This is a genomic window from Luteirhabdus pelagi (genome assembly GCF_016827595.1).
Lineage (GTDB): Bacteria > Bacteroidota > Bacteroidia > Flavobacteriales > Flavobacteriaceae > Luteirhabdus > Luteirhabdus pelagi.
Genome location: NZ_JAECMS010000002.1, coordinates 911373 through 934188 on the forward strand (window position 1 = coordinate 911373; position 22816 = coordinate 934188).

The 22816-nt window shown below is 41.7% G+C and carries 16 protein-coding genes; 11 read left to right on the top strand and 5 right to left on the bottom strand.

Translation table 11 applies throughout. The features are described 5' to 3' along the window. The first annotated feature begins 14 nt into the window (after positions 1 to 14). The 7 genes from I4Q58_RS09010 to I4Q58_RS09040 all read left to right on the top strand — a co-directional run bounded on the left by I4Q58_RS09010 (position 15) and on the right by I4Q58_RS09040 (position 10897). On the top strand, positions 15 to 1373 hold the full coding sequence (locus I4Q58_RS09010; protein WP_203295510.1) for a tetratricopeptide repeat protein: 1359 nt from the start codon (positions 15 to 17) through the stop codon (positions 1371 to 1373). A 2-nt stretch (positions 1374 to 1375) separates the two neighbouring features. After that, positions 1376 to 1951, top strand: a complete 576-nt coding sequence (gene lptC / locus I4Q58_RS09015) for an LPS export ABC transporter periplasmic protein LptC (protein WP_203295511.1) — start codon at positions 1376 to 1378, stop codon at positions 1949 to 1951. Beyond that, on the top strand, positions 1941 to 2138 hold the full coding sequence (locus I4Q58_RS09020; protein WP_203295512.1) for a hypothetical protein: 198 nt from the start codon (positions 1941 to 1943) through the stop codon (positions 2136 to 2138). The genes lptC and I4Q58_RS09020 overlap by 11 nt, the downstream gene beginning before the upstream one ends. Before the next feature lie 24 nt (positions 2139 to 2162). Continuing rightward, complete coding sequence (locus I4Q58_RS09025) at positions 2163 to 3416, top strand: hemolysin family protein (protein ID WP_203295513.1); 1254 nt, start codon at positions 2163 to 2165, stop codon at positions 3414 to 3416. A 135-nt stretch (positions 3417 to 3551) separates the two neighbouring features. Beyond that, positions 3552 to 5669 (top strand): peptidylprolyl isomerase, encoded by a 2118-nt coding sequence (locus I4Q58_RS09030; RefSeq protein WP_203295514.1) that lies wholly within the window; start codon positions 3552 to 3554, stop codon positions 5667 to 5669. 117 nt (positions 5670 to 5786) lie between these two features. Then, entirely contained in the window at positions 5787 to 9641 is a 3855-nt protein-coding gene (locus I4Q58_RS09035) for a hybrid sensor histidine kinase/response regulator transcription factor (protein WP_203295515.1), read from the top strand. Positions 9642 to 9778: 137 nt separating this feature from the next. Further along, the gene (locus tag I4Q58_RS09040; RefSeq protein ID WP_203295516.1) at positions 9779 to 10897 is read left to right on the top strand and encodes a T9SS type A sorting domain-containing protein; all 1119 of its coding nucleotides are present in this window, start codon (positions 9779 to 9781) and stop codon (positions 10895 to 10897) included. Between the two features lie 214 nt (positions 10898 to 11111). Here the strand turns inward: I4Q58_RS09040 and I4Q58_RS09045 are convergent, their stop codons facing one another. Next, positions 11112 to 12026: a GYDIA family GHMP kinase gene (locus I4Q58_RS09045; protein WP_203295517.1), complete on the bottom strand. Its 915-nt coding sequence runs from the start codon at positions 12024 to 12026 to the stop codon at positions 11112 to 11114. Next, complete coding sequence (locus I4Q58_RS09050; RefSeq protein WP_203295518.1) at positions 12026 to 13342, bottom strand: hydroxymethylglutaryl-CoA reductase, degradative; 1317 nt, start codon at positions 13340 to 13342, stop codon at positions 12026 to 12028. Before I4Q58_RS09050 ends, I4Q58_RS09045 begins: the two co-directional genes overlap by 1 nt. Before the next feature lie 146 nt (positions 13343 to 13488). Here I4Q58_RS09050 and I4Q58_RS09055 point away from each other — a divergent pair, with 146 nt between their 5' ends. From I4Q58_RS09055 to I4Q58_RS09070, 4 genes are all read left to right on the top strand, one after another. Beyond that, complete coding sequence (locus I4Q58_RS09055; protein ID WP_203295519.1) at positions 13489 to 15663, top strand: S9 family peptidase; 2175 nt, start codon at positions 13489 to 13491, stop codon at positions 15661 to 15663. An 18-nt stretch (positions 15664 to 15681) separates the two neighbouring features. Further along, positions 15682 to 17085, top strand: a complete 1404-nt coding sequence (locus I4Q58_RS09060; RefSeq protein ID WP_203295520.1) for a peptide MFS transporter — start codon at positions 15682 to 15684, stop codon at positions 17083 to 17085. A 19-nt stretch (positions 17086 to 17104) separates the two neighbouring features. Continuing rightward, positions 17105 to 19195, top strand: a complete 2091-nt coding sequence (locus I4Q58_RS09065) for a peptide MFS transporter (RefSeq protein WP_203295521.1) — start codon at positions 17105 to 17107, stop codon at positions 19193 to 19195. Between the two features lie 86 nt (positions 19196 to 19281). Next, entirely contained in the window at positions 19282 to 19815 is a 534-nt protein-coding gene (locus tag I4Q58_RS09070; RefSeq protein ID WP_203295522.1) for a thioredoxin family protein, read from the top strand. A 22-nt stretch (positions 19816 to 19837) separates the two neighbouring features. Here the strand turns inward: I4Q58_RS09070 and I4Q58_RS09075 are convergent, their stop codons facing one another. The 3 genes from I4Q58_RS09075 to I4Q58_RS09085 form a co-directional block, all read right to left on the bottom strand. After that, positions 19838 to 21823: a ComEC/Rec2 family competence protein gene (locus I4Q58_RS09075; protein ID WP_203295523.1), complete on the bottom strand. Its 1986-nt coding sequence runs from the start codon at positions 21821 to 21823 to the stop codon at positions 19838 to 19840. Positions 21824 to 21909: 86 nt separating this feature from the next. Continuing rightward, positions 21910 to 22446, bottom strand: a complete 537-nt coding sequence (locus I4Q58_RS09080; RefSeq protein ID WP_203295524.1) for a C40 family peptidase — start codon at positions 22444 to 22446, stop codon at positions 21910 to 21912. A gap of 3 nt (positions 22447 to 22449) precedes the next feature. Beyond that, positions 22450 to 22794 carry a TfoX/Sxy family protein gene (locus tag I4Q58_RS09085; protein WP_203295525.1) on the bottom strand — a complete coding sequence of 115 codons (345 nt, stop codon included), beginning with the start codon at positions 22792 to 22794 and terminating at the stop codon, positions 22450 to 22452. Positions 22795 to 22816 lie beyond the last annotated feature (22 nt).

Consider the following 22816-nt stretch of genomic DNA (forward strand, 5'->3'; position numbering starts at 1 on the left):
AACACTTAAACACTATGAAAACGAAAGCAATTGCACTTCTAGCCTTCTTGGCCTTGGCCGTAGTCGGTAAAGGGTACTCGCAAATGGATGATTGTAGAGTTCAACACTCGCTATTTGTGGAGCCTGCAAAAACAAAGAATTATGAGGCAGCACTTCCTCAATATAAAAAGCTGATAAAAGACTGCCCTGCATTTCACGTAACGACATATCAATATGCAGAAAAAATGTTTAAGCACTTTATCGATGAAGGTGACGAAAGTAAAGTGAATGATTTGATTCAGTCTTATAAACTACGTTTAAAGCACTTTCCTGGAAAAACAAAGGAGGGTGACGTAGTTGCTGATATTGCCAAATTAAAGTATGAGAATGGTATTGGTACAAAGCAAGAACAATTCAAAGCTTTTGATGAGGCCTTCACTAATTATGAAGAAGATTTTACAAGTCCAAAAGCATTATATGCCTACTTCTCACTTGCAGTTGAAATGTACGAGGAAGGAAATAAGGATATTCAAGAAGTATTCGACCTTTACGATGCTGTAATTGCTAAGATTGAGAAGGAAGAAAACAACCTAGCCTCCAAGCTTACCCAATATATGGACAAGCAAGATGCTGGCGCTAATCTTTCAAGCAAGGAAGAGCGTTATATGAAGGCGTACGAAAATAACTTGAAGGCCTATGGCCAGGTAAAGGGAAGTGTGAACGGTAAGTTGGGTATTCTAGCTGATTGCCCAAACCTTATTCCACTATACGAAAAGGATTTTGAAAACAAGAAAGATGACGTTAACTGGTTGAAGCGTGCAGCAGGGCGTCTAAGCGCGAAGGATTGTGAGACACCACTGTTCTTTAAATTGGTACAACAGCTTCATACATTGGAGCCATCTGCAAAGTCAGCATACTATTTAGGTAAATTGGCGGAGCGCGATGGTAAATCCAGCAAGGCTATGGAATATTTTAACCAAGCGGCTGAGTTGGAAACCAACCCTCGCGATAAGGCAAAAGTATATTATAGCCTAGCTGAAAACTTCCGTAGTAAAGGTAGCTTTAGTCAAGCGCGTTCGTTCTACAACAAAGTATTGGAGATAGAACCTTCGAACGGTCGTGTATATCTGAAACTTGCAGCTATGTACGCATCAAGTGCAAACAGTTGTGGTAGCACTCCTTTTGAAAAGCGTGCGATTAACTGGAAAGCTGCCGAGATGGCCGATAAGGCGGCCCGTGTAGATGCTTCGGTTGCCTCTAGCGCAAAAGCTGCAGCAAGTAGCTATAGAGCGCGTGCACCTCAGAAAAGTGATATCTTTAGTGAGGGTATGGCCGGTAAAACCATTACCTTCAACTGTTGGGTAGGAGGCAGTGTACGGGTTCCGAACCTATAAGCATGATCTTATATAAACATTTTAAAAGCGTAATGGTCCTTTTAGGGGCCGTTGCGCTTTTTTCATGTGAAGGCAACTATAAAAATGTTAAGCAATTGACGCAAAAAGACTATCAGCCGATTGCTATTTGGTCTGACGTAAATTTGAAATATACAGATTCGGGGAAGGTTGTAACAAACCTCATTTCGCCAGTGGTTCGCGACTATTCTAACCGCGGGTTTCCATATCAGGAATTTCCCGATGGCGTTGAGGTTCGTTTTTGGAACGACAAAGGTGAAAAAAGTACCGTTACTTCAGATTATGCCATTCGTTACGATGACACCGATTTGGTAGACCTTCGAAATAACGTCCGTGTTATTACTGCTGATAGTGTGGAACTGAACGCCGATCAATTGTACTGGGATCAAAAAAATAAATGGGTGTTTACCGATCAGCCGTATCGTATAAAATTTAAGGATGGATCCTTTAATGAAGGAGCGGTAGGGTTTGATTCCAACCAAGATTTTACTACCTTTTTATCGCGAAGAAATGAAGGAGTACAAATTGTAGATACCGAAAATAACGACAATGGGAAATAAGATATACCGACTTTTTGAATATGTTTACGTGGCAATGGCATTGTTCTCCATCTATTTGGTTTGGAGCAATTGGGAAACCAATCGAAGCCGCGCCTATATCTTTGCATTTTTCGCGGTAGTCGCTATCTTTATGTTTTTCTTTAAAAGACATTTCAGAAAAAAGATAGAAAACCGTTCCGATAAATAATATGGGAACTTCTTAACCTGGCCTTTGGACTACAGTATTTTAATTATCGTACTGATGCTAATCCTTTCCGCGTTCTTCTCGGGGATGGAAATAGCCTATGTTTCTTCCAATAAAATCCATATAGAGATTGAAAAGAAGCAAAATGACTTCTTGGCAAGAGTGCTTCAAAAGATAACTAGACGGCCTTCAAAGTTCATCGCTACCATGTTGGTGGGTAATAATATCGCTTTGGTGGTGTACGGTTTGTATATGGGTGATTTGCTTATGAAGTGGATCCCTCTCGAGGGCTTTTCCGGATTATTGATGCAAACGCTTATTTCAACTATCGTAATTTTGCTTACTGCCGAATTTCTTCCTAAAGTGTTTTTTCAGATTTATGCGAATAAATTGGTGAAGGTGTTTGCGGTGCCGGCCTATTTCTTTTATGTCATTTTCTCCTTTATTTCTGAATTTGTCATTTGGATCTCCGATATGGTGCTGAAACTGTTCTTCAAATCTGAAGGCGATACCGTTCAACTTAGTTTCAGCAAAATGGAACTAGGCAATTACATCAGCGAACAGATGGAAACGGTTGAAGTAGAGGATCAAATCGATAGCGAAATTCAAATTTTTCAAAATGCGCTGGACTTTTCTGAAGTGAAATCCAGAGAAGTCATGATTCCCCGTACAGAAGTCGTGGCAGTCGATATTAAAACAACTCCAAAAGAAGTAGTGTCGTTGTTCGTCGAAACGGGACTTTCGAAAATTTTGGTGTATAAGGAAAACATCGACGACATTCTAGGGTATATCCATTCCTTTGAACTGTTCAAAAAACCTGCTACCATCCGAAAAGTGCTGATGCCGGTCATCTTTGTACCCGAAACCATGTTGGCCAAAGATGTGCTGAATATCCTAACACGAAAACACAAGAGTGTGGCCGTGGTAATCGATGAGTACGGAGGGACCAGTGGAATTATGACCGTTGAGGATATCATCGAAGAACTTTTTGGTGAAATTGAAGATGAACACGATAGTGTTGCATTGGTGGAAGAAACCCTTGGCGACGATCGCTACCGCTTTTCTGCTCGCCATGAGGTCGATTACCTTAATGAAGCCTATAAGCTTGAACTCCCCGAACACGAAAATTATGAAACCTTAGGGGGTTTAATCGTCCATGAAACCGAAGGGATTCCTGAAATAGGCGAAACAGTTCGTGTGGAAGGGTTTCAGTTTACCATCATAGAAGCGACGAGCACTAAGATCGATTTGGTGGAAGTAACCCTCATCGATGAGGAGTAACCAAATGTAATTTCTGATTCCTTCTTTGTATCGCTAGGGTTTTCTATTTTTTTCTCTAGTACAATTTTTTAGGCAAACTTTTTCATAAATAAAGGTAAAATGGTATTTTCGCCCCTCTATAAATTTGATTGACAGATGGCAGTATTAAACAGTATTCGAAAACGAGGATTTTTCCTTATCCTAATAATTGCCTTGGCGCTTTTTGCCTTCATTCTGAGCGATATACTTACGCGCAGTGGGGGTTCTAATAAAGACCAAGATACGGTGGCTACCATAAATGGTACCGATATAAACCGTGTAGAGTTTATGCGACAGGTAGAAAATGCCGAGCGATCGCTAGGACCCAATGCACAAAGATCGCAAGCCATCAATATGGTTTGGGAGCGCGAATTGCGAAAAACGTTGTTGGAAGATCAGTTCGAGGAACTGGGTATTTCCGTAAGCAAAGAACAGGTAAATGAAGCGCTTCGTACGCGTTTGGCGAACGATCCCTCGTTTCAGAATGAAACAGGACAGTTCGATATGGGCATGGTGCAGATGTATGTCAATAATATCCAGAACAACCCTCAGTTGAAAGATCAATGGGATGCCTTCATGCAAAATATTCGTTCTAGCATTCTTCAACAAACCTATGTGAACCTCGTAAAAGGCGGAATGGTTTCTACCATAGCAGACGGTGAACAACAATATAAATTAGAAAACAATAAGGTAAGCTTTCAATATGTTCAAATACCATACACATCTATAGCAGATGAAGATGTAACGGTAAGTGAAAGCGAGATTAAGAATTATATCGAAAAACATCCTGCTCAATTTGAAGTAGATGCTCAAGCGGATATTCAGTATGTATATTTCGGTGAAGAAGCTTCACAGGAAGATATAGAAGCATCTCGTGAAGATATGCGAGCATTGCTTAACGAACGAGTGGAGTACAACGAGGTTAGTCAGATTAACGATACCATTCCTGGGTTTCAAAAAGCGACTAACATCGAAGAGTTTATAAATGCAAATTCCGATAGACCTTATACCGACCGCTGGTATTTCAACAAAGACCTACCTGCGGCACTTGCCGATACAGTGCCTTCTATGAATGAAGGGGCTATTTATGGGCCGTATCAGGTAGATAATACCTTAAATCTTACCAAAGTGATTGCGGTAGAGCAGTTACCCGATTCTGTACAATCCCGCCACATCCTAATCCGCTATCAAGGATTACAGACCGCTTCATCTGATGTTACTAGAACGAAGGAAGAAGCGGAGCAATTGGCCGATAGTTTGGCAACTGTATTGAAACGCGATGAGAGCAAGTTTGAAGCCTTGGCAACAGAATTCTCTCAAGATCCTGGAAGTGCAGCTAAAGGAGGTGATTTAGGCTACGTTGGGCCAGGCCGAATGGTGCCAGCCTTTAACGATTTTATTTTCGACAATGCTTCAGGTACCATCGATGTAGTAGAAACACAATTTGGATATCACGTAGCACAAGTTCAGGAAAAGAAAAACACGCAACGTGCCGTTAAGTTAGCGACCGTAACTAAGGAGATTGAACCTTCCGAAACGACCATTAATGATGTATTCTCAAAAGCTACAAACTTTGAGGTAGCGGTAAAGGATAAAGAATTCGAAACTGCTGCAGAAGAGCAAGGTGTGGTGGTACGTCCCGTCAACAAAATGGGAGAACTGGATGCCAATATTCCAGGGGTTGGAAATAACCGTCCTATCGTAAACTGGGCCTTTAATGAGGAGAGTGAAGTTGGCGATGTAAAACGATTCAATGTTACGGGTGGTTATGTTATCGCACAGCTTACCAGAAGAAGTGAAAAAGGCTTAATGAGTGTAACGGAAGCATCAGCAACGGTTACCCCTATTCTTCGAAATAAGAAGAAAGCTGAACAAATCCGAAACTCTGTTTCCGGAAGTACACTACAGGAAATAGCTAGCAGTCAAGGAGTGCAGGTACAATCCGCTACCGCCGTAACCATGGCAAGCCCAACTATCCCTGGCGCAGGTCGTGAACCAAAAGTGGTGGGTGCTGCCTTTGGAACTGCCGATGGACAAACTTCAGGATTTATTAATGGAAACAAAGGTGTTTATAAAGTGAAGGTGCTATCGAAAGAAATGGCGCCTGAAATGGACAACTATACGTCTTATGTAAATCAATTGAACCAAAAGGTAAGTCCGAGCTTGAATTCAAAAATCATCGAAGCGTTGAAAGCAAACGCCGATATTGAAGATAACAGAGCGAATTTCTATTAGAAATCTGAGCATACGTTTTATAGAAATCCCGCTTCAACAGCGGGATTTTTTTATTGTAGGTCTACTTCAAAATACTGCTTTTGAGTATCTTGTATCATATTCCTCACAAGAAATCGTATGAGAGCCGTATTCTTCCTAGTAAGTCTCCTGTTTTTCTTTGGTCAGACGATGAGTGGCCAAGAAACGGTGCGAATCGATTTCAAGCAAGTGCCTGCTATTTCCAATAAATGGATTTCCGCGATTGCACAAGACCAGCAGGGTTTTATTTGGATTGGCACACAGGACGGCTTAAATCGTTATGACGGTTATAGAATAGAACGCTTTAGAAGTGTACCTGGCGATGCCAACGCTATTCCAGCGAATTGGGTACGATCACTTGCAGTAGATTCAATCAGGCGAAATCTTTGGGTCGGTACCTTCGGAGGAGGAGCTTCTGTAATGCGATTGGACACTCTTGCCTATAAACATTTGATAAATTCCAAGCAATCAGATGTATCGGAACCGCTTATCTATGGCCTCGGTTTTTTTCGCGGAACCACTATTCTTCGAACCGACACCAATATTTACGCGATTGATACTGATACCTATGATTCCAAACTTTTGGTCGAAAATACGCGTTTACCCTTTGTTACCGACGGAAATACGCTATATGCCATAAAGGGAGAAACACTTTTGAAGTGGAAGGACATCTCTTCAGATACACCTGAAACGAACCGTCTATCGCGAACACCAGATTGGATAGCTTCCATACCGGAAAAAGGGTTACTTATGGGATTTTCAGATACCCTTCATATTAGAAATGGTGGACAAAGAACTTTTCTGCCATTACCAAAACCGTTCGAATCGGTCAGTAATGTGAAATATCCATGGGTGTATGGTAAAAATGGAAGTACTATATACTCCATTAATATTGAAAACCATCAAGTCTTCTCAATAAATACAAATCTTCCTGATGAAGACATCGCGATTCAAACAATGTATATCGATAGGGAGGGATTGTTATGGATTGGCACCAACAAAGGACTGTACGTTCAAAAAAAGTTTAATGCAGGCTTTAAAAATCATCAGATAGCAAAATTGCACGCCCGACGGTTGTTGGCACGTCACGACACCTTAGTGGTTGCTGGTAATAAAGGGTTGTTTGAAATAATCAAATCGGAGTATACCAGAATTGGACAGCAACGTTTTCTAAATGCTTTATTATTTGATGGAACTTCCTATTGGACTGGTGGGAATAATGGAAACATGTACCGCGATACAGGGGCTTCAGAAACCGAAAACCATAGGCTGCGCGCCAATTCAGGTAATATATATGGTATTGAATTGGACCGGAAGAATAGAATGTGGGTAGGTGCTTGGGATGCCGTGCACCTTTTGGATGAAAAAGGAGCTATTTTTCATAGTATCGCGTTGCCCTCCGAAGCGAGCGATTCAGAAGCTAAAATCATAAAGACCTTTTTGGATTCTAGGGATCGTCTATGGTTGATGACCCTAGCGCAGGGCGTGTATAAAATCGAAAACGTTTCCGATTTTGAACCAGGTAGCTTGCTTACTATTAAGAATTATCGATATGACTCCAATGAACCGATGGGACTCCCGTCAGACATCGTCATGTCTGGAACTGAAGATGCCGATGGGACAATTTGGGCATGTACGGATAATGGCTTGGCCTACTTAGATCCTACTTCAGATGCGTTTCGATTACTTTCAATAGACGGTAGGCCCTTTCTTAAGAAAGTGATGGCAGTTGAAGATGATCGTAGCGGTTACTTATGGATCTCTACCATAGACGATGGGCTATATCGATACCATAAACCCTCAGGCTATCTTCAGCACTATACGACAAACGACGGTCTTATTTCCAATGCCTTCCTTTTCGGTTCATCCTGTTTTATACCAGCCAAGAATACGATTGCTTTTGGTACCGATGAAGGAATACAGGAAGTTTTGCTCGATGAATTGTCGCGATCGGAACCTCTTGAGCCAGTCATGATTACCAGTTTTTCTGTTGTAGGAGACAATCCAACCGCTACCTTCCAGCCAATTAGTAGTCCATATTTGGAAACTGTTTCCTTAACCCATAAACAAAACGATTTTAATGTTAGCTTTTCAGGATTACAATTCGGTGAAGCAAATAAGCTGCTGTACCATTATCGCCTAGACGACGAGCCATGGCGAACTACCGATGTTCAAACCGCATACTTCACCAATGTGCCTTATGGAGCCCATAACTTAGAGGTAACGAGCTCGTATACCGGTCAGATAGATTCGGGAGCGTTCATAACACAACTTCCTATTTATATCAAACCCCCATGGTACCAAACAGTCTGGGCGTATGTGTTATATGCAGTCCTATTCCTTTCTATTCTTAGTTTTATTTATATCCTACTGCTACGACAGCGATTGGCAAAGGCAGAAGCGCAAAAGATTCAAGCTATAGATCATGTAAAATCAAAAATGTATGCGGATATTTCGCATGAATTCCGCACACCGCTTACCGTAATCGAAGGAGTAACCCAATCGCTATTGCGCGGACAAACATCTTCCGAAGCACAAAAACCTCTTCAAACCATTAAAAGAAACAGTCGCGGACTCCTTCATCTGGTAAACCAAATGCTTGACCTTACGTCGCTGGACAATCAACAAATGGAGGTACGGTATATCAATGCAGATATCTTGGCCTTCATCAAAAAATACGTCAATGGCTTCCGAACCTTTTCTGAAGCAAGAGATCAAACGCTTACTATCACTTCAGATATTGAAGAATTGTATATGGATTTTGACGTCGATAAGCTACAGAAAATCATTAACAACTTACTTTCCAATGCCATCAAGTTCACCCCTAAAAGTGGAAAAATAGAAGTATTCCTTTCCCAAGTAGAACAACACATCTTTCAAATGAAAATACAGGATTCAGGAAAGGGAATCGCCAAGGAAGAACTACCTAAAATCTTTGATCGTTATTATAAGACGTTCGATTTGGAGAGCAATCTGGGAAGTGGTATTGGAATGGCATTGACCAAAGAGCTCGTTCAATTACTGGGAGGTAGGATTACTGTTGAAAGTGAAGTAGATTCCGGCACTTGCTTTACGCTTCAACTACCGATACAACATTTAGCTGAAAAAGTGGAAGCGCCAAATGTAAGTGAGCCATTTGTAGAAGCGTATGAGAAGGGTGCAAGTGAAAAAGAAAATCTTTCAGAAGATGAAAGCGATAAGCCCACGCTGCTTATCGTAGAAGACCATTCCGATATTCGGGAATACCTAGGGAATTTGTTTCAACATGAGTATCGTATACTGAAAGCCTCGAATGGGCAGGAAGGATTGACGAAAGTGGGGCATGCGCAAGTCGATTTAATTATTAGCGATATCCGAATGCCGGTAATGGACGGTTTCGAGTTCTGTAAAGCCATTAAGGCACAGATGGAAACCTCTCATATTCCTTTTGTGATGGTAACGGCCAAAACAGCGACCAAATCACGCTTGCAAGGCTATGAATTAGGAATTGATGCCTATATCGAAAAACCCTTCAATGAAGCAGAATTGCAACTGATTCTTCAAAATTTATGGGAGAAAAAGCAACAACAAATAGCATATTACAGCAATCTGTTGGCGTTGAAAGATGTTGGGGAAGAAACAGGCGACTTCAACAGCCTGGACCTTCAATTTATAAAGGAAGTTCAGGAATTTGCCTTGGATCCGCAACAGAAATCGGGTGTTCAGCAACTGGTGAAACAATTGGCCATGAGCAGAACGCAGATTCATCGTAAGATTACGTCTCTTACCGATATGTCTATTACCCAATACATCAATCACGTTCGCATTGAAAAGGCCAAGCGATTGCTTTCTTCTTCCCCTAAAACCATAAGTGAAATAGCCTACGAATGCTGTTTCGAAGATCCACATTATTTCTCTAAAGTCTTTAAAAAAGAAACTGGAGAAACCCCCACTTCTTTTCGCGAAACCCAATAAATACAGCATATTTAGACTATTGAAACATACTTCCACCGCTTTGGAACAATACCCCCTTTCCCACTAGCATCCCTACGCTAGTTTAGCAGTACTGCTTTCGGGCAATTGCGAAATAATAACCTAAAAAAATTTTAATCATGAAAAATGCAATTACACTCTTGGTGGCTCTTATGCTTACAGGCGTCATTTGGGCTCAAGATATGTTTACACACATAGCAACGTCTGAGAACATCGTCAATAACCTAACGGTTATCGACCATCCGTCCTTAAATGATAATGAAGATGCCATCGTTATCATTACACACTATTGGAATCCCTTAGGTGGCGATGGAATTTATAACGATAACGTTACCGGGGTGTTTTATAATACATCGACCGATCGTTGGATCATCCTTAATCAGGATTTTAATAACGATATAGTGGAAGGTAGTGCTTATAATGTCTACGTAACCGACGATAGCGAAGGGACTATCCACATTGCTTCCCAAGAGAATGAGGGCCCAGGCCCGAATGTGACGCGAATCAATGATCCATTATTTAATGGAAATTCTGAGGGGTTGGCATTTATAACAAATTATTTCAATCCGAACGAAGTGTTTAACGATCATGTAACTGCAATGTATTACGACAACGTAACCAATCGACGTGGAATCTTTACGCAAGATGTAAATGCAATACCTGAGGACGCTGCTTTTTTTGCTGTCATTCAAGAATCGGGCGACTTTAACTTTAGACATGAAGCCACGGCTGGAAATACGGCAGGGAATTCTACCGAGATAAACCACCCGTTTTTAAATGATAACCCTGATGCTATGTTTGTTGTTTCTCATTATTGGGGTGGTTTGGGAGCTTCTTCAGAAATTATTTTGGATGCCGTGAAAGGGGTCTGGTACAATGAGGTTGAAGGTCGCTGGAATGTGTATACTGAAGATTTTACTGAAATTGAAGTGGGAACGGTGTTCGATCTATTGTTTCTCGATCCTTCCTTATCATCCAACCAAGCATCCCTTGCAACCGAAATTTTGGTGGCACCAAACCCAGTGCAGGAGGTAACGTATGTGTCACTTCCAGAGGGTCTTACTGTTGAAAATCTTCAAGTATTCGACGTGTTGGGGAAACAAGTAGTTTCTTTTACGCATGAAATTGTCTTTAATCAAAAGATTGCGGTGGATATGTCCGCTTTGGCAGGGGGAATGTACCTATTGAAAATAATAACCGATCAGGGAACCGTTACGCGAAAAGTGTTGAAGCCATAACGATAGGTTTATTTTTTCGTGAACCCCGGAAAGGGCCTGCTACCTCGGTTGTTTAGGCTCTTTCCCCTGAAAAAACGTGAAGGAAAGGCATTCTCATCCGAGGGGGATAGCGCAACGGAATGCCATTGGGGAGCTGCTATTGGCTTGTCTAAAATACAACTCCTCACTTCATGAAGAAGCCGCCAGAAACTGTTGGGACTGGTTGGCTTCTTTTTTATAGGATCATTTCGATAAAGGAAAGTTGGGTGGTATATCCTTTTTTATTGAAGTAGTCGCGGCCTTCCTTATTTCCCGTTGCCAAGATAAAATCGCCACCCCAGGCTCCAAGGCTTTTTAAGGTGAAGGGATAATCTGCGAATAATTGCTCTTTTACCGTTGGAAGTTGAATCATTTCTGAAACCGATTGTTCATGCTTTTGAAGCAGACGTTCGAATTCCAAAAGCGAACTACAAAACACTAAATCGCGACTAATCTTTCCGATGGCCTGAAGGGTTTCAGAATTTCCATCAAAGTAGTTGCGATACCTCGAAATCCCTTCCTTGCTATCCTGCTTCTGGTTTAGGTACACAAAGAATAATTCTTCTCGAAAATCCCAGGGCAAGACCACAGGTTCAATGATGGGAGGTGTCTCGGCATTGCTGTATAGAAAAGGTGTGGGTATTCGGGCTGCCGCAATATCGTATCCACTGCCTCCAAACGATTGTTGCAGCAATTCAAAAGCATTAACCTCGGCCCATTGTGCGATGTTGTTGATGAGGGTCGAAGACGTTCCCAATCCCCATTTTCGTGGGAAGGTTAGTTTGGTGTGAATTTCAAGTGAAGGGTTTCCCGATAGAAACGAGGGTTGAAGATTTTGCGCAGTTCGGAGAATACATACTAACGTTTGTTTTATATCCTTCGAAGCTGAATCAAGTGAAATATCCGCCAATTCTGAACTGTTGAAGGCGGTTTCAAACCATATCGCTCCATTTTCATCATAGCTTTTCCATACGATTCCTTGTTGTGAGCCTTCTCGTACTTCCAGCGACTGACCAAATTTCGTTGGGATGGCCAAGGCAGTGGCACCATCCAAAACGGCATATTCGCCACTGAGCAATAACTTTCCATTGCTATAGTAAGAGTGTTTCATCAATCCGCGCGAAGATTAGCGATAAAATCGGTTACGGCACTATGTGAAATTACCGCGTCCTGAAAATGCTTTTCGGCCTTTTCCTTTTCTTCTGTTGACGCATCCATCTGGTTCAAAATATTCATCAGGTGCATTTTCATATGGCCTTTTTGAATTCCGGTAGTGACCAACGATCGTAAGGCAGCAAAATTTTGAGCAAGTCCGGCAACGGCTACTATTTTCATCAATTCCTTGGCAGAAGGGTTCTGTAATATCTGAAGGGCCACCTTCACCATTGGATGTAGTGATGTTAATCCTCCAACGGTTCCCAAAGCCAACGGCACTTCAATTGAAAAATTGAAAACTCCATCTTTAACTGAAGCCGTGGTAAGACTTTCGTAATGTCCGTTTCGGGAAGCATAGGCGTGTACACCGGCTTCAACCGCTCTAAAATCATTCCCGGTGGCGACGATTACCGCGTCGATGCCGTTCATGATGCCTTTGTTATGGGTAACCGCTCGTCGCGTTTCGGTTTTGGCAATCTGTACGGCGCGAACAAAATCTTCAGCAAATTCGTCACCTTCAATATCACCTTGGCCTAATTCTGACACGGGACAACTCACAGATGCTTTCACCGTACATTCCGGTACATAGTTGGAAAGAATACTCATCACGACTTTTGGAAAACTGGTTTCCTCCTGAAAGGCTCCGTGTCGGTCGGCTTCTGCTTCGAAGGTCTGTGCAAATTGTTCCAAACAACTATTGATGAAGTTGGCACCCATGGCATCCAGCGTTTCGAACGTGCAATGCAATTGATAATAGCCTTCCAGCGCCTCCGTGCTGTCTATTAATTCAATATCGAGAACACCGCCACCACGTTTTTTCATATTGCGCTGTAGCTCCAATACACTATCCAACAATTGTGGCTTCACTTTTTGGAAGAAATGCTGCAATTCATCGGCATTGCCATAATAATTCATGTGAATCTGGCCGTTCTTGACGGTGGAAATCACTTCCGCATTAAAACCACCGCGTTGTAGCCAAAATTTGGCAGCATTGCTGGCAGCGGCTACCACCGAACTTTCCTCAATCACCATCGGAATAGCGTACAACGTATCGTTGATCAAGAAATTTGGAGCGATGCCGAAGGGAAGGTAATAGTTGGTAAGGGTATTCTCTATAAAATCGTCGTGTAACTGCTGCAAGCCTTCATTGGTATTCCAATACTGTTTCAGAATCGATATGGCATCAGGATGCTCTTCAAGATAATGAGTAGCAAGCCATTCAATTTTTTCGTTTTTGCTTTTTTTGGAAAATCCGGAAATCTTGGCACACATGAAAGGCGGAATTTGAGCCACAAATATACTATTTATAACGGAGTCCGATTGCCACAACTTGCTAACAAAACGGGTCTATTTAACAGAAATATGAGGCTACTTTCACGAAATTTTAGTAACATTGGCATATTAAAATTTTAACAGTTTTGAAACGAATCGCGTTTACTTCCCTTATTCTGCTTTTCATAGCAGCGTTTTCACCTTTAACAGCACAAAAAGATATTACCCTCGAAGAGATTTGGGGTGGTGAATTTAGAACAGAATACCTAGACGTACTCCGTTCCTTGAAAAATGGAACTCAGTATTCGGTATTGAATTACGACCGCTCGAAAAAAGCTTCTACAATCGATGTGTATGATTACAAAACCGGAAACAAGGTGGAAACATTGGTCAGTAGCGCCGATTTAGATGGCATCAATTACATCATTTCATATGAATTTGATGAAGCAGAAGAAAAGTTGATGCTTTCTACGCAACTTCAACAGATTTATCGTCGCTCAACATTGGGAACGTATTATATCTACGACTTAAAAAGCAAGAAACTGGAGCGTGTAGCCGATGTGCCGATCCAAGAGCCACATTTCACCAGAAAGGGCGATAAAGTAGCCTACGGATATGAGAACAATCTTTATATCAAGGATTTGGCTTCCGGTGAGGTGACACAAATCACTTCTGATGGTCAGAAAAACAGTATCATCAATGGTATTACCGATTGGGTGTATGAAGAAGAATTCGCCTTTGTTCGTGCTTTTGATTGGAACAAGAGCGGAACGAAGTTAGCCTATATCAAATTCGATGAGTCTGAGGTGCCTCGTTTTTCGATGGATGTATATGGTGAAGAACTCTATCCACAACAGCAAGTTTTCAAATATCCGAAAGCAGGCGATCCCAATGCAAAGGTTTCGCTTCATGTATATGATCTAGCCAGCGGGAATACTTCAAAAATAAATCTAGAAAACTACAACAGTTACTATATTCCGCGCATCAAATGGACGGAAGATAGCGATGTGTTGAGCGCACAACTCACGAATCGTCATCAAAACACAGTCGATTTAGTGTTTGTAAACGCAAAGGATAATTCAACAAAACTAGTGCTTCAGGAAAAGGACGATGCCTATGTCGACATTACCGATAACCTTACTTTCCTTAATGATAATAGCTTTATTTGGACCAGTGAAAAGAGTGGCTGGAACCATATTTATCATTATGACAAAAACGGAACCTTGGTCAATCAAGTAACCGACGGGCCATGGGAAGTGACCAACTACTATGGTTTCGACCAAAATACAGGTCGGGTGTATTACCAGAGTACCGAAAATGGAAGCATCAATCGCGATGTGTACTCTATTCTTCGATCTGGAAAGAATAAAGTACGGTTAAGTCAGCAGACCGGAACCAATGGAGCTGATTTTAGTGCCGATTTCACCTACTTCATCAATACCTTTCACAATACGGAAACACCCTATGTTTTCACCTTACGACAAGCAAAAACCGGAAAGGAAGTACGAAAGATTAAGGATAACAGCGCCTTGCTTCAGAAGTTGAACGGTTATAATATTTCACCCAAAGAATTCTCAACCATCAACATAAATGGGGAGGAGTTGAACATGTATATGATCAAGCCGTTGGATTTCGATCCAGAAAAAACGTACCCACTGTTTATGTACCAGTATTCTGGGCCAGGTTCTCAAAATGTAAAGAATAGCTGGAATGGCTCTAACGATTATTGGCATCAAATGTTGGCGCAACAAGGTTACATCGTGGCTTGTGTGGACGGAAGAGGGACAGGCTTGAAGGGGCGCGATTTCAAAAAAGTAACACAGAAGGAGCTAGGGAAATATGAGGTAGAAGACCAAACCGCTGCTGCCGAAAAATTAGCGCAGGAAACCTATATCGATGGCAATCGTATCGGCATCTGGGGTTGGAGCTATGGTGGCTTTATGTCGAGTAATTGTTTGTTCCAGTCGCCAGACACTTTCAGCTTGGCGATTGCGGTAGCTCCAGTGACGAGCTGGCGTTTTTACGATACGATTTACACCGAACGGTATATGACCACTCCTCAAGAGAACGCGAGTGGTTATGATGAAAATTCGCCTATTAACCATGTGGATGGTCTTGAGGGCGACTTTTTATTGGTGCATGGTAGTGCTGACGATAATGTGCATGTACAAAATACCATGCGCTTAATTGAAGCCTTGGTGCAGGCAGATAAGCAATTCGATTGGGCTATTTATCCCGATAAGAATCATGGAATCTATGGTGGTAACACCCGGCTGCATCTCTATAAGAAAATGACCAACTTTATTAAAAACAACCTATAAAACTCAATTTGATAGCATATGGCAAATGTATCTCAGTATAAAAAGCAAAAAGAGCTATTTGGCCATCCGGTAGGCCTCTACGTATTATTTTTCACTGAAATGTGGGAACGTTTCTCGTACTACGGGATGCGTGCTATTTTGGTATTATATCTAGTTGCCGAAACCTTGGGCGATAATCCTGGGTTGGGGTGGACGAATAATGAGGCTTTAGCGCTTTATGGATGGTACACGATGTTAGTGTACGTAGCATCTATTCCAGGGGGTTGGATTGCCGATAAATTTTTGGGTCAGAAAAAGTCAGTACTCTACGGAGGTATATTGTTGGTAGCCGGACATAGTATTTTGGCCATCGAACAAATGTGGGCCTTTTATACAGGTTTAGGACTCATTATCGCGGGTGTTGGAATGTTGAAGCCAAATATTTCTACGATGGTAGGAGGGCTTTATAAGCAAGGCGACATTCGTCGAGATAAAGGATTTACGATTTTCTACATCGGTATTAACGTTGGTGCCTTTCTTTCCAGTTTGATTGTTGGATATGTAGGTGAAGTATATGGCTGGCACTACGGATTTGGACTTGCCGGTATCGGTATGGCGCTAGGTTTACTGCAGTATGTATTGGGTCAGAAACATTTGAAATATGTTGGAAACAACACCAATACTTCAGAAGATGAAGAGGAAAAAGCGGCAATGAAACGTCCGCTTAATAAAGTTGAAAAAGACCGAATCGTCGTACTCTTTATTTCATTCCTGTTAGTGATTGTATTCTGGGGAGCTTTCGAGCAAGCTGGAGGATTAATGAATATCTATGCTTCTGAAAAGACCGATAGAATGTTGATGGGATGGGAAGTTCCCGCTTCGTGGTTCCAATCGCTAAATGCGATGTTTATCATCTTGTTAGGTACTGCGGTGGCTGGTTATTGGGCTCATAGGAAATTAAAAGGAAAGTTAGCGGGGTCGTTGTTTAAGATGTGTATCGGCCTGGTGATTATGGGAACCGGATTCTTCTTTATGTCCGCTGCTTCTGCTGAATTCAATTCTGAAGGAGCTTCGGCTATGTATTGGTTAGTGTTGGCATACTTGTTCCACACCGTAGGAGAACTATGCTTATCGCCAGTAGCCCTATCGTATATTACAAAACTAGCTCCGTTGAAGTATGCATCCCTGATGATGGGAGTGTATTTTGCGATGACAGGGTTCGGTAATAAACTTGCCGGTCTCTTAGGAGAATCGGCTTCAGAGTTTGGAGAATTTAGTGTGTTTACGGGAATAGCTGTTTTCTGTGTGGCATTCGGATTATTGGTGTTATTGTTCCGTAAGAAACTGGAAGCCTTGGCTCATGGTGCAGAGGATAATGAAAGAGAAATGCTCGAGCAAGAACCATATGAGCTTGCCGATCCAGACATTCGTCACGAAAACTAATTAACTTCATTTATCGCTTATGAATACAGATGTAGAAAACCTGTTTAAAGACAAGGTTATGGGCCATCCGGCCGGCCTTTTCGTATTGTTCTTTACCGAAATGTGGGAGCGCTTCTCTTTCTATGGAATGCGCGTACTCTTAGTTAACTTCCTGACCATGGCCGCGATTGGCTATAATCCAGGTTGGGAGTGGACCGCCACCAATGCGGGGGCACTTTTCGGAACCTATGCAGGATTGCTATATCTAACTCCTATCTTAGGTGGAATTATTGCCGATAAGCTTACAGGATACCGCGGTGCCGTGCTGATAGGTGCCATAATTATGACCCTTGGTCACGCCTCTATGGCCTTGGAAACGGAGGCATCGCTGTATATCGGATTAGGATTATTGGTTATCGGTACCGGTTTCTTTAAACCGAATATCACTTCGATCATTTCTGAAATGTATAAGAAAAACCCTGAAAAGAAGGATGGTGCCTATACCATTTTCTATATGGGGGTGAATGCCGGTGCGTTCTTCGGAATGATGCTTTGTGGCTATTTAGCAGAACGCGTGGGTTGGTCCTACGGATTTGGATTGGCAGGTGTTTTTATGTTATTGGGAACCCTTCAGTTTTGGTTGTCGAAGAACCTATTCGGTCAGATTGGAAGTAAACCTTCAAAAAAGCATGAGGTTGAAATCGCTCAGGGCTTAAATGAAACCGAGGAAGAAGAGGAAGACCTAACGGGCGATAAGGAGAAGTTAAACCCATTCACCATGTTGGATAAGGTTCTGATAGTTATTACATCAGCCATAGGTTTAGGGTATCTTATTAACGACCCGCTTTCAAAAATTGGAGATATAAACCTGTTCCCATATGAAGCCTTCGGCTTACCAGGTCAGATTGTCACAGTGCTTATTGGATTACTATTATTCCTGATATTGGTTATTAGACGAATTTCCCGCTACAGTAAGGTGGTCCGTGACCGAATGATAGCATTTGTCATTTTTGCCTTTTTTACCGTATTCTTCTGGATGTCGTTCGAGCAAGGAGCTTCTTCGCTTATTCTTTTTGCCCGCGACAATGTAGACCGTGTGCTAAGCGGAAATGCGGCCATTGCATTTAATATTGTAAACTTATTATTGACAGTAATTCCATTGGCTATTATTACTTGGGTATTGTACCTACTTTGGAAGCGAACCTACAGTAAAATTCCAGGGTCGAATATCGTATTGGTCATCTGCTTCCTCTTTATGTGGGGATTGGTAGGCTGGATGCTAAACCGCGATATGAGTACCACTGCGTATACCGTTTCCTATCAGGCGGTAGCTGTAGATGATGCTGAAAATGAAACAGGCGAAACAACCTATAAACCCGTAACCCTCGATTCGGAACTTTCGGATGATGCCCAAGTGGTAGATCTAACAACGACTATTGCTGAACCACTAACGTTTGCAGTTGGCGACGAACTTTTTATCATCAACAAGGATAACGAAGGTGCCAATTACGGCTACTTGGATGAAGAACGATTGGCAGGCGCAAAGGCGAATGCCTCGGAACTAGGAAGCGAAAGCAACGGGATTATCCGGGCTCAGGTAACCGAAATAAAGAGTAACGAAATTGAAATTACTGTGTCTTGGTTCAGTATCCTGAACTCCTTCTTTATCATTGCCTTTGCTTCATTCTTTTCTAAATGGTTTGAAAGTAAATACAATCCTTCTGCCGCCGCTAAATATGCACTAGGATTGATCATTATGGCGCTTGGTTTCGGACTCTTGGCCTATGGATCGTACGGCGTTACCGAAGGGGTGAAAGTAAGTATGATTTGGTTGGTATTTGCCTATTTATTCCATACCCTAGGAGAATTGTGTTTATCGCCCGTTGGACTTTCCTATGTATCTAAACTGGTACCAGGAAGAATGATTGCCCTAATGTTTGGAATGTGGTACTTGGCCATCGCCATTGGCAACAAATTGGCAGCTGTTTTCGGAGGTGAGATTGAAAATATAACGGAAGCCTATTCGCTTTCAACCTTTTTCTTGATCTTTACCATTGTTCCAGCTGCTGCGGGAATATTGGTGTTTGCATTAAATCCAGTGCTAAAAAGATTGATGCACGGTGTACGTTAACATTTCAAATACAACAAATTCAAATAAAAAACGTTCCCAAAGTGTGGAACGTTTTTTGTGTATAAAAGTTTCAATGTAAGAACGATATGAAAAAATTACTGCTACTAGCATTTTTGATAATTTCGACGGGAATTTCAGCTCAGGAAATTGAATGGATGTCAATGGATGAAGCCCTGGCGGCACAGAATGAAGAGCCAAAAAAGATTTTTATGGATGTGTATACTACTTGGTGTGGTCCCTGTAAAATGCTGGATCGAAATACCTTTAGCGACAAGAATGTGATCGCGTTTATCAATGAAAATTATTACCCGGTGAAATTTAATGCCGAAGGGACCGAGGAGATTACCTATCAGGATTTCACCTATACCAATCCTAATTATCGCGAAGGAAGAAAAGGTCGCAATGCTACACATTTCTTTGCCGATGCGTTGAAGCTACGAGGATATCCTAGTTTGGTATTCTTTCAGGAGAATGGAGATCTTATTCAGGCTATCCCAGGATATAAAACACCGCAGCAATTGGAAATCTATTTAAAGATGATTGCTAACGACGATTATAAAGAACTCACTACTATGGAAGCATGGGAAGAGTATCAAAAAAACTTTCAAAGCACGTTCTAGAGTAGGTTTTTAGTTAAGTGTTTCACTGCTCGAGAATGAAGGCTCCCTTGGTACCTGTATGGTAAAAGGGGAGCCTTTTAATTTCACATGTTTTCTCCCAACGTCTAACATAGGAATTGTAATTACTGCCGTCAGCTATAATGAGGTTCGGTTGGGTGGTAGCAATTACCTTTTCCAAATGAAGGTTCGGACTCTGGGTTAAGATCAACACATCAATTTTTTGGGAAGGGTGCACACTCGTGCTATCGATAACCAAAAAGGTTTTTTCCATGATTTTGAATACAGTTGGAATGTTGGACTGGTTTAACTTCTGTATGTTATTTTTCAAAGTGAAAGATTTAATGGGATATTTAATTTGAAGACTGTCCGAATTGCTTGCATACAGAGAGAGAATATCATCCGACTGAACCGCTAGGAGCGTTTCACGCGATTTTTGGAAGATGATAAAGCGTGTGGGTCGAATCGTATACGATTCATAAACCTTAATCCCAATGAAAACGGAAACTACTACTAAAACTGCATAAGTATTTGATGCTTTTCTTTTCTGAAGGAATAGCATTAGACTAAAAAGAGTTAGATAACTTACCACTACTATTCTAGTTGAAAAGGAAATATCTGTAATAAGAAATGTCTCTTGTCCTGCCACCCATCGAATAAAATCATTTATACCTCCCATGAATTTTGAAAAATAACTGGTGACGAGGGGTGGAGCACTGTTTAAAACGCTTAAGAGCACCATTAGAATTCCTAGTACCATCAATAGCCCTAGTATGGGCATCATGACTAAATTCGTTAGTAAAAATAGTAATGGAAGCTGGTGAAAGTAATACAAGCTCAACGGTAAAACACCAATTTGAGCGGTAATCGTTACTGTCGTAATCGCCCACAATTTTCGTAGGATTGTATATTTTGGAAACCAAATTCGGAACAAGGAAGGCTGCAACCAAACGATGGAAAACACCGCTGCGTAACTCAACTGGAATCCTACTTGAAACAACCAAAGCGGATTGATAAGCAACAAAATAAAAAAGGAAAGAAACAGTGTGTTCATGCTATTTGTGGGTCGATCCAGTTGCTGGGCAACCATGAAAAGTGAAAACATAGTGGCAGCTCTTGTAACCGATGGCGATAATCCGGCGAAGACCGCATATCCAAATAAGAGTAAGATTAATAACACTGCAGTCGTGACTTTACCCCATCGAAACCGTCGAATGGGTTTAAACAACCATTGAAGCCCAAAGGCCAGCATTCCCACATGCAAACCCGATACCGCTAAAATATGTACCGCTCCGGCAGCGGCATAAGCATTATAAAGTTCTTTTGATACCTCTCGCTTTTCGCCCAATACTAATGCTTGTAGAATGGCTCGTTCATCCTCAGGTAAATCCGTTCGCTTTAAAGCGATAACACAACGATTCCGAAGTTTTTCGGCCCAACCTTTTAAGCTTATTTGTCTCTCTGAATGCTTGATGATGAAGTTGTTTCCCAAGATCATCCGATGGTGTACGTTTAACGACCTCATATAAGCAGAATAGTCAAATTGGTCTGGATTCATCGGACTGGGAATGTCTTCCGTAGTGGCATAAGTAAGTAGGATAGCATCAACTTCGGGAGGATTGCTTACAGCTTCTTTTTTAAGTTGAAGCAGTATACGACCAGTTGTTGGGCGCTTGTCTGTTTCTGAAACTTCTGCGATATACTTCCAATAGTAACGGTCTGGCTTTAAGGTCTCCCGAATACGAAGCTTCGATAGGGTTGAAGAATCATTTTGTGTGAAATGTGAATAGTGGTGCGACGAGAATTGGGGCAACCGTAGTTGATAATTCCAATATCCTAAGCTTGTGAAGAAAAGTAAGGTGCAGATTCCGAAGAACGGTATGGCAGCATCTGTTTTCTTGCTTAATGGATACAGAAAGACAATACCTATAAAAAGAGCTATAACGAATAGCTCAATGGTAAACGGAAGAGGAAAATAATAGGCCAGTAATATTCCTGCCGTAACACACAACGAGAATTGTACGACCGCAAAATTGATAAACCTTACCCCACAGCTAAAAAGTATTGCGCTGGGGAACTTGTAAGAGTTCTATAAAATTATATGATTCGCCTCACTTCCACAAAGGCATTACGCCAGTAGCGTTCGTCTAACGAGGATACGATTACGCCTCTTGAAGTTGTTGAATGAATAAAATGAAGGGTACCGTTTCGCGCTTCAACTACCAAACCAACATGATTAATCCTTCTTCCTGTCTTACTGGTTTGAAAAAATAGCAGGTCACCTTCTGAAGCCTCTTTTAATGAGATTCGAAGGCCCTTCTTTGCCATATCCCTAGAGATCCTTGGCAAGGCTACCTTTTCTCTTTGAAAGCACGTGTACACTAGTCCAGAGCAATCCATCCCCCGCTTGTCCGTACCGCCAAACTTGTAGCGCGTTCCTTCAAAACTGCGAGCATGCGATATCACATTTCGAACGGTTTTATTACTTACTGCCGACGATTTTTCACCAATAATAGTTCTATCGGTAGGAGTTCTAGAGCTTCCACAGGAAGTAAGAAGTATTCCCATCAAAAAAAGTAGCAAAATAGGTTTTAGTGTTGCAATCGAAAAAGACGAAACGTTCACGGTTTTCATGAATTAAGATTTTTTGGAGGCAGTTGCTATAGGGTTATAGTCTAGGCATGTTTGAACCCAAAAGTTGAAATCATCAGGATTTTGATAGCCTTCTTCAGCGACGTAGCAGTATCCTTTCAACTGACGGTTCTTCATAATAACGGGTTCGAAGCCAACTTTATTGGACAGTTCCTCTAATCGGTCAGGATCGAAGCGGCACATCAAAGTATCGCCACTGATATTTATGCACATCTTCCCATTCACCATAAAAGCTAATCCGCCGAACATCCGCTTCTCCTCAATTTCAAGAGAAGGAACGTCCGCCAAATACTGTCGGACCCGGTTGGACAATTGTAGGTTATAGGCCATATTAGGTATTCTGCCCTAAAGC

Excerpts from the sequence above, each read along its gene's own strand:
- I4Q58_RS09065 (WP_203295521.1), top strand. The coding sequence starts at position 17,105 with ATGAATACAGATGTAGAAAACCTGTTTAAAGACAAGGTTATGGGCCAT.
- I4Q58_RS09050 (WP_203295518.1), bottom strand. The coding sequence starts at position 13,342 with ATGTGTGCCAAGATTTCCGGATTTTCCAAAAAAAGCAAAAACGAAAAA.
- I4Q58_RS09030 (WP_203295514.1), top strand. The coding sequence starts at position 3,552 with ATGGCAGTATTAAACAGTATTCGAAAACGAGGATTTTTCCTTATCCTA.
- I4Q58_RS09045 (WP_203295517.1), bottom strand. The coding sequence starts at position 12,026 with ATGAAACACTCTTACTATAGCAATGGAAAGTTATTGCTCAGTGGCGAA.
- I4Q58_RS09020 (WP_203295512.1), top strand. The coding sequence starts at position 1,941 with ATGGGAAATAAGATATACCGACTTTTTGAATATGTTTACGTGGCAATG.
- I4Q58_RS09010 (WP_203295510.1), top strand. The coding sequence starts at position 15 with ATGAAAACGAAAGCAATTGCACTTCTAGCCTTCTTGGCCTTGGCCGTA.
- lptC (WP_203295511.1), top strand. The coding sequence starts at position 1,376 with ATGATCTTATATAAACATTTTAAAAGCGTAATGGTCCTTTTAGGGGCC.
- I4Q58_RS09035 (WP_203295515.1), top strand. The coding sequence starts at position 5,787 with ATGAGAGCCGTATTCTTCCTAGTAAGTCTCCTGTTTTTCTTTGGTCAG.
- I4Q58_RS09040 (WP_203295516.1), top strand. The coding sequence starts at position 9,779 with ATGAAAAATGCAATTACACTCTTGGTGGCTCTTATGCTTACAGGCGTC.
- I4Q58_RS09060 (WP_203295520.1), top strand. The coding sequence starts at position 15,682 with ATGGCAAATGTATCTCAGTATAAAAAGCAAAAAGAGCTATTTGGCCAT.
- I4Q58_RS09085 (WP_203295525.1), bottom strand. The coding sequence starts at position 22,794 with ATGGCCTATAACCTACAATTGTCCAACCGGGTCCGACAGTATTTGGCG.
- I4Q58_RS09080 (WP_203295524.1), bottom strand. The coding sequence starts at position 22,446 with ATGAAAACCGTGAACGTTTCGTCTTTTTCGATTGCAACACTAAAACCT.
- I4Q58_RS09070 (WP_203295522.1), top strand. The coding sequence starts at position 19,282 with ATGAAAAAATTACTGCTACTAGCATTTTTGATAATTTCGACGGGAATT.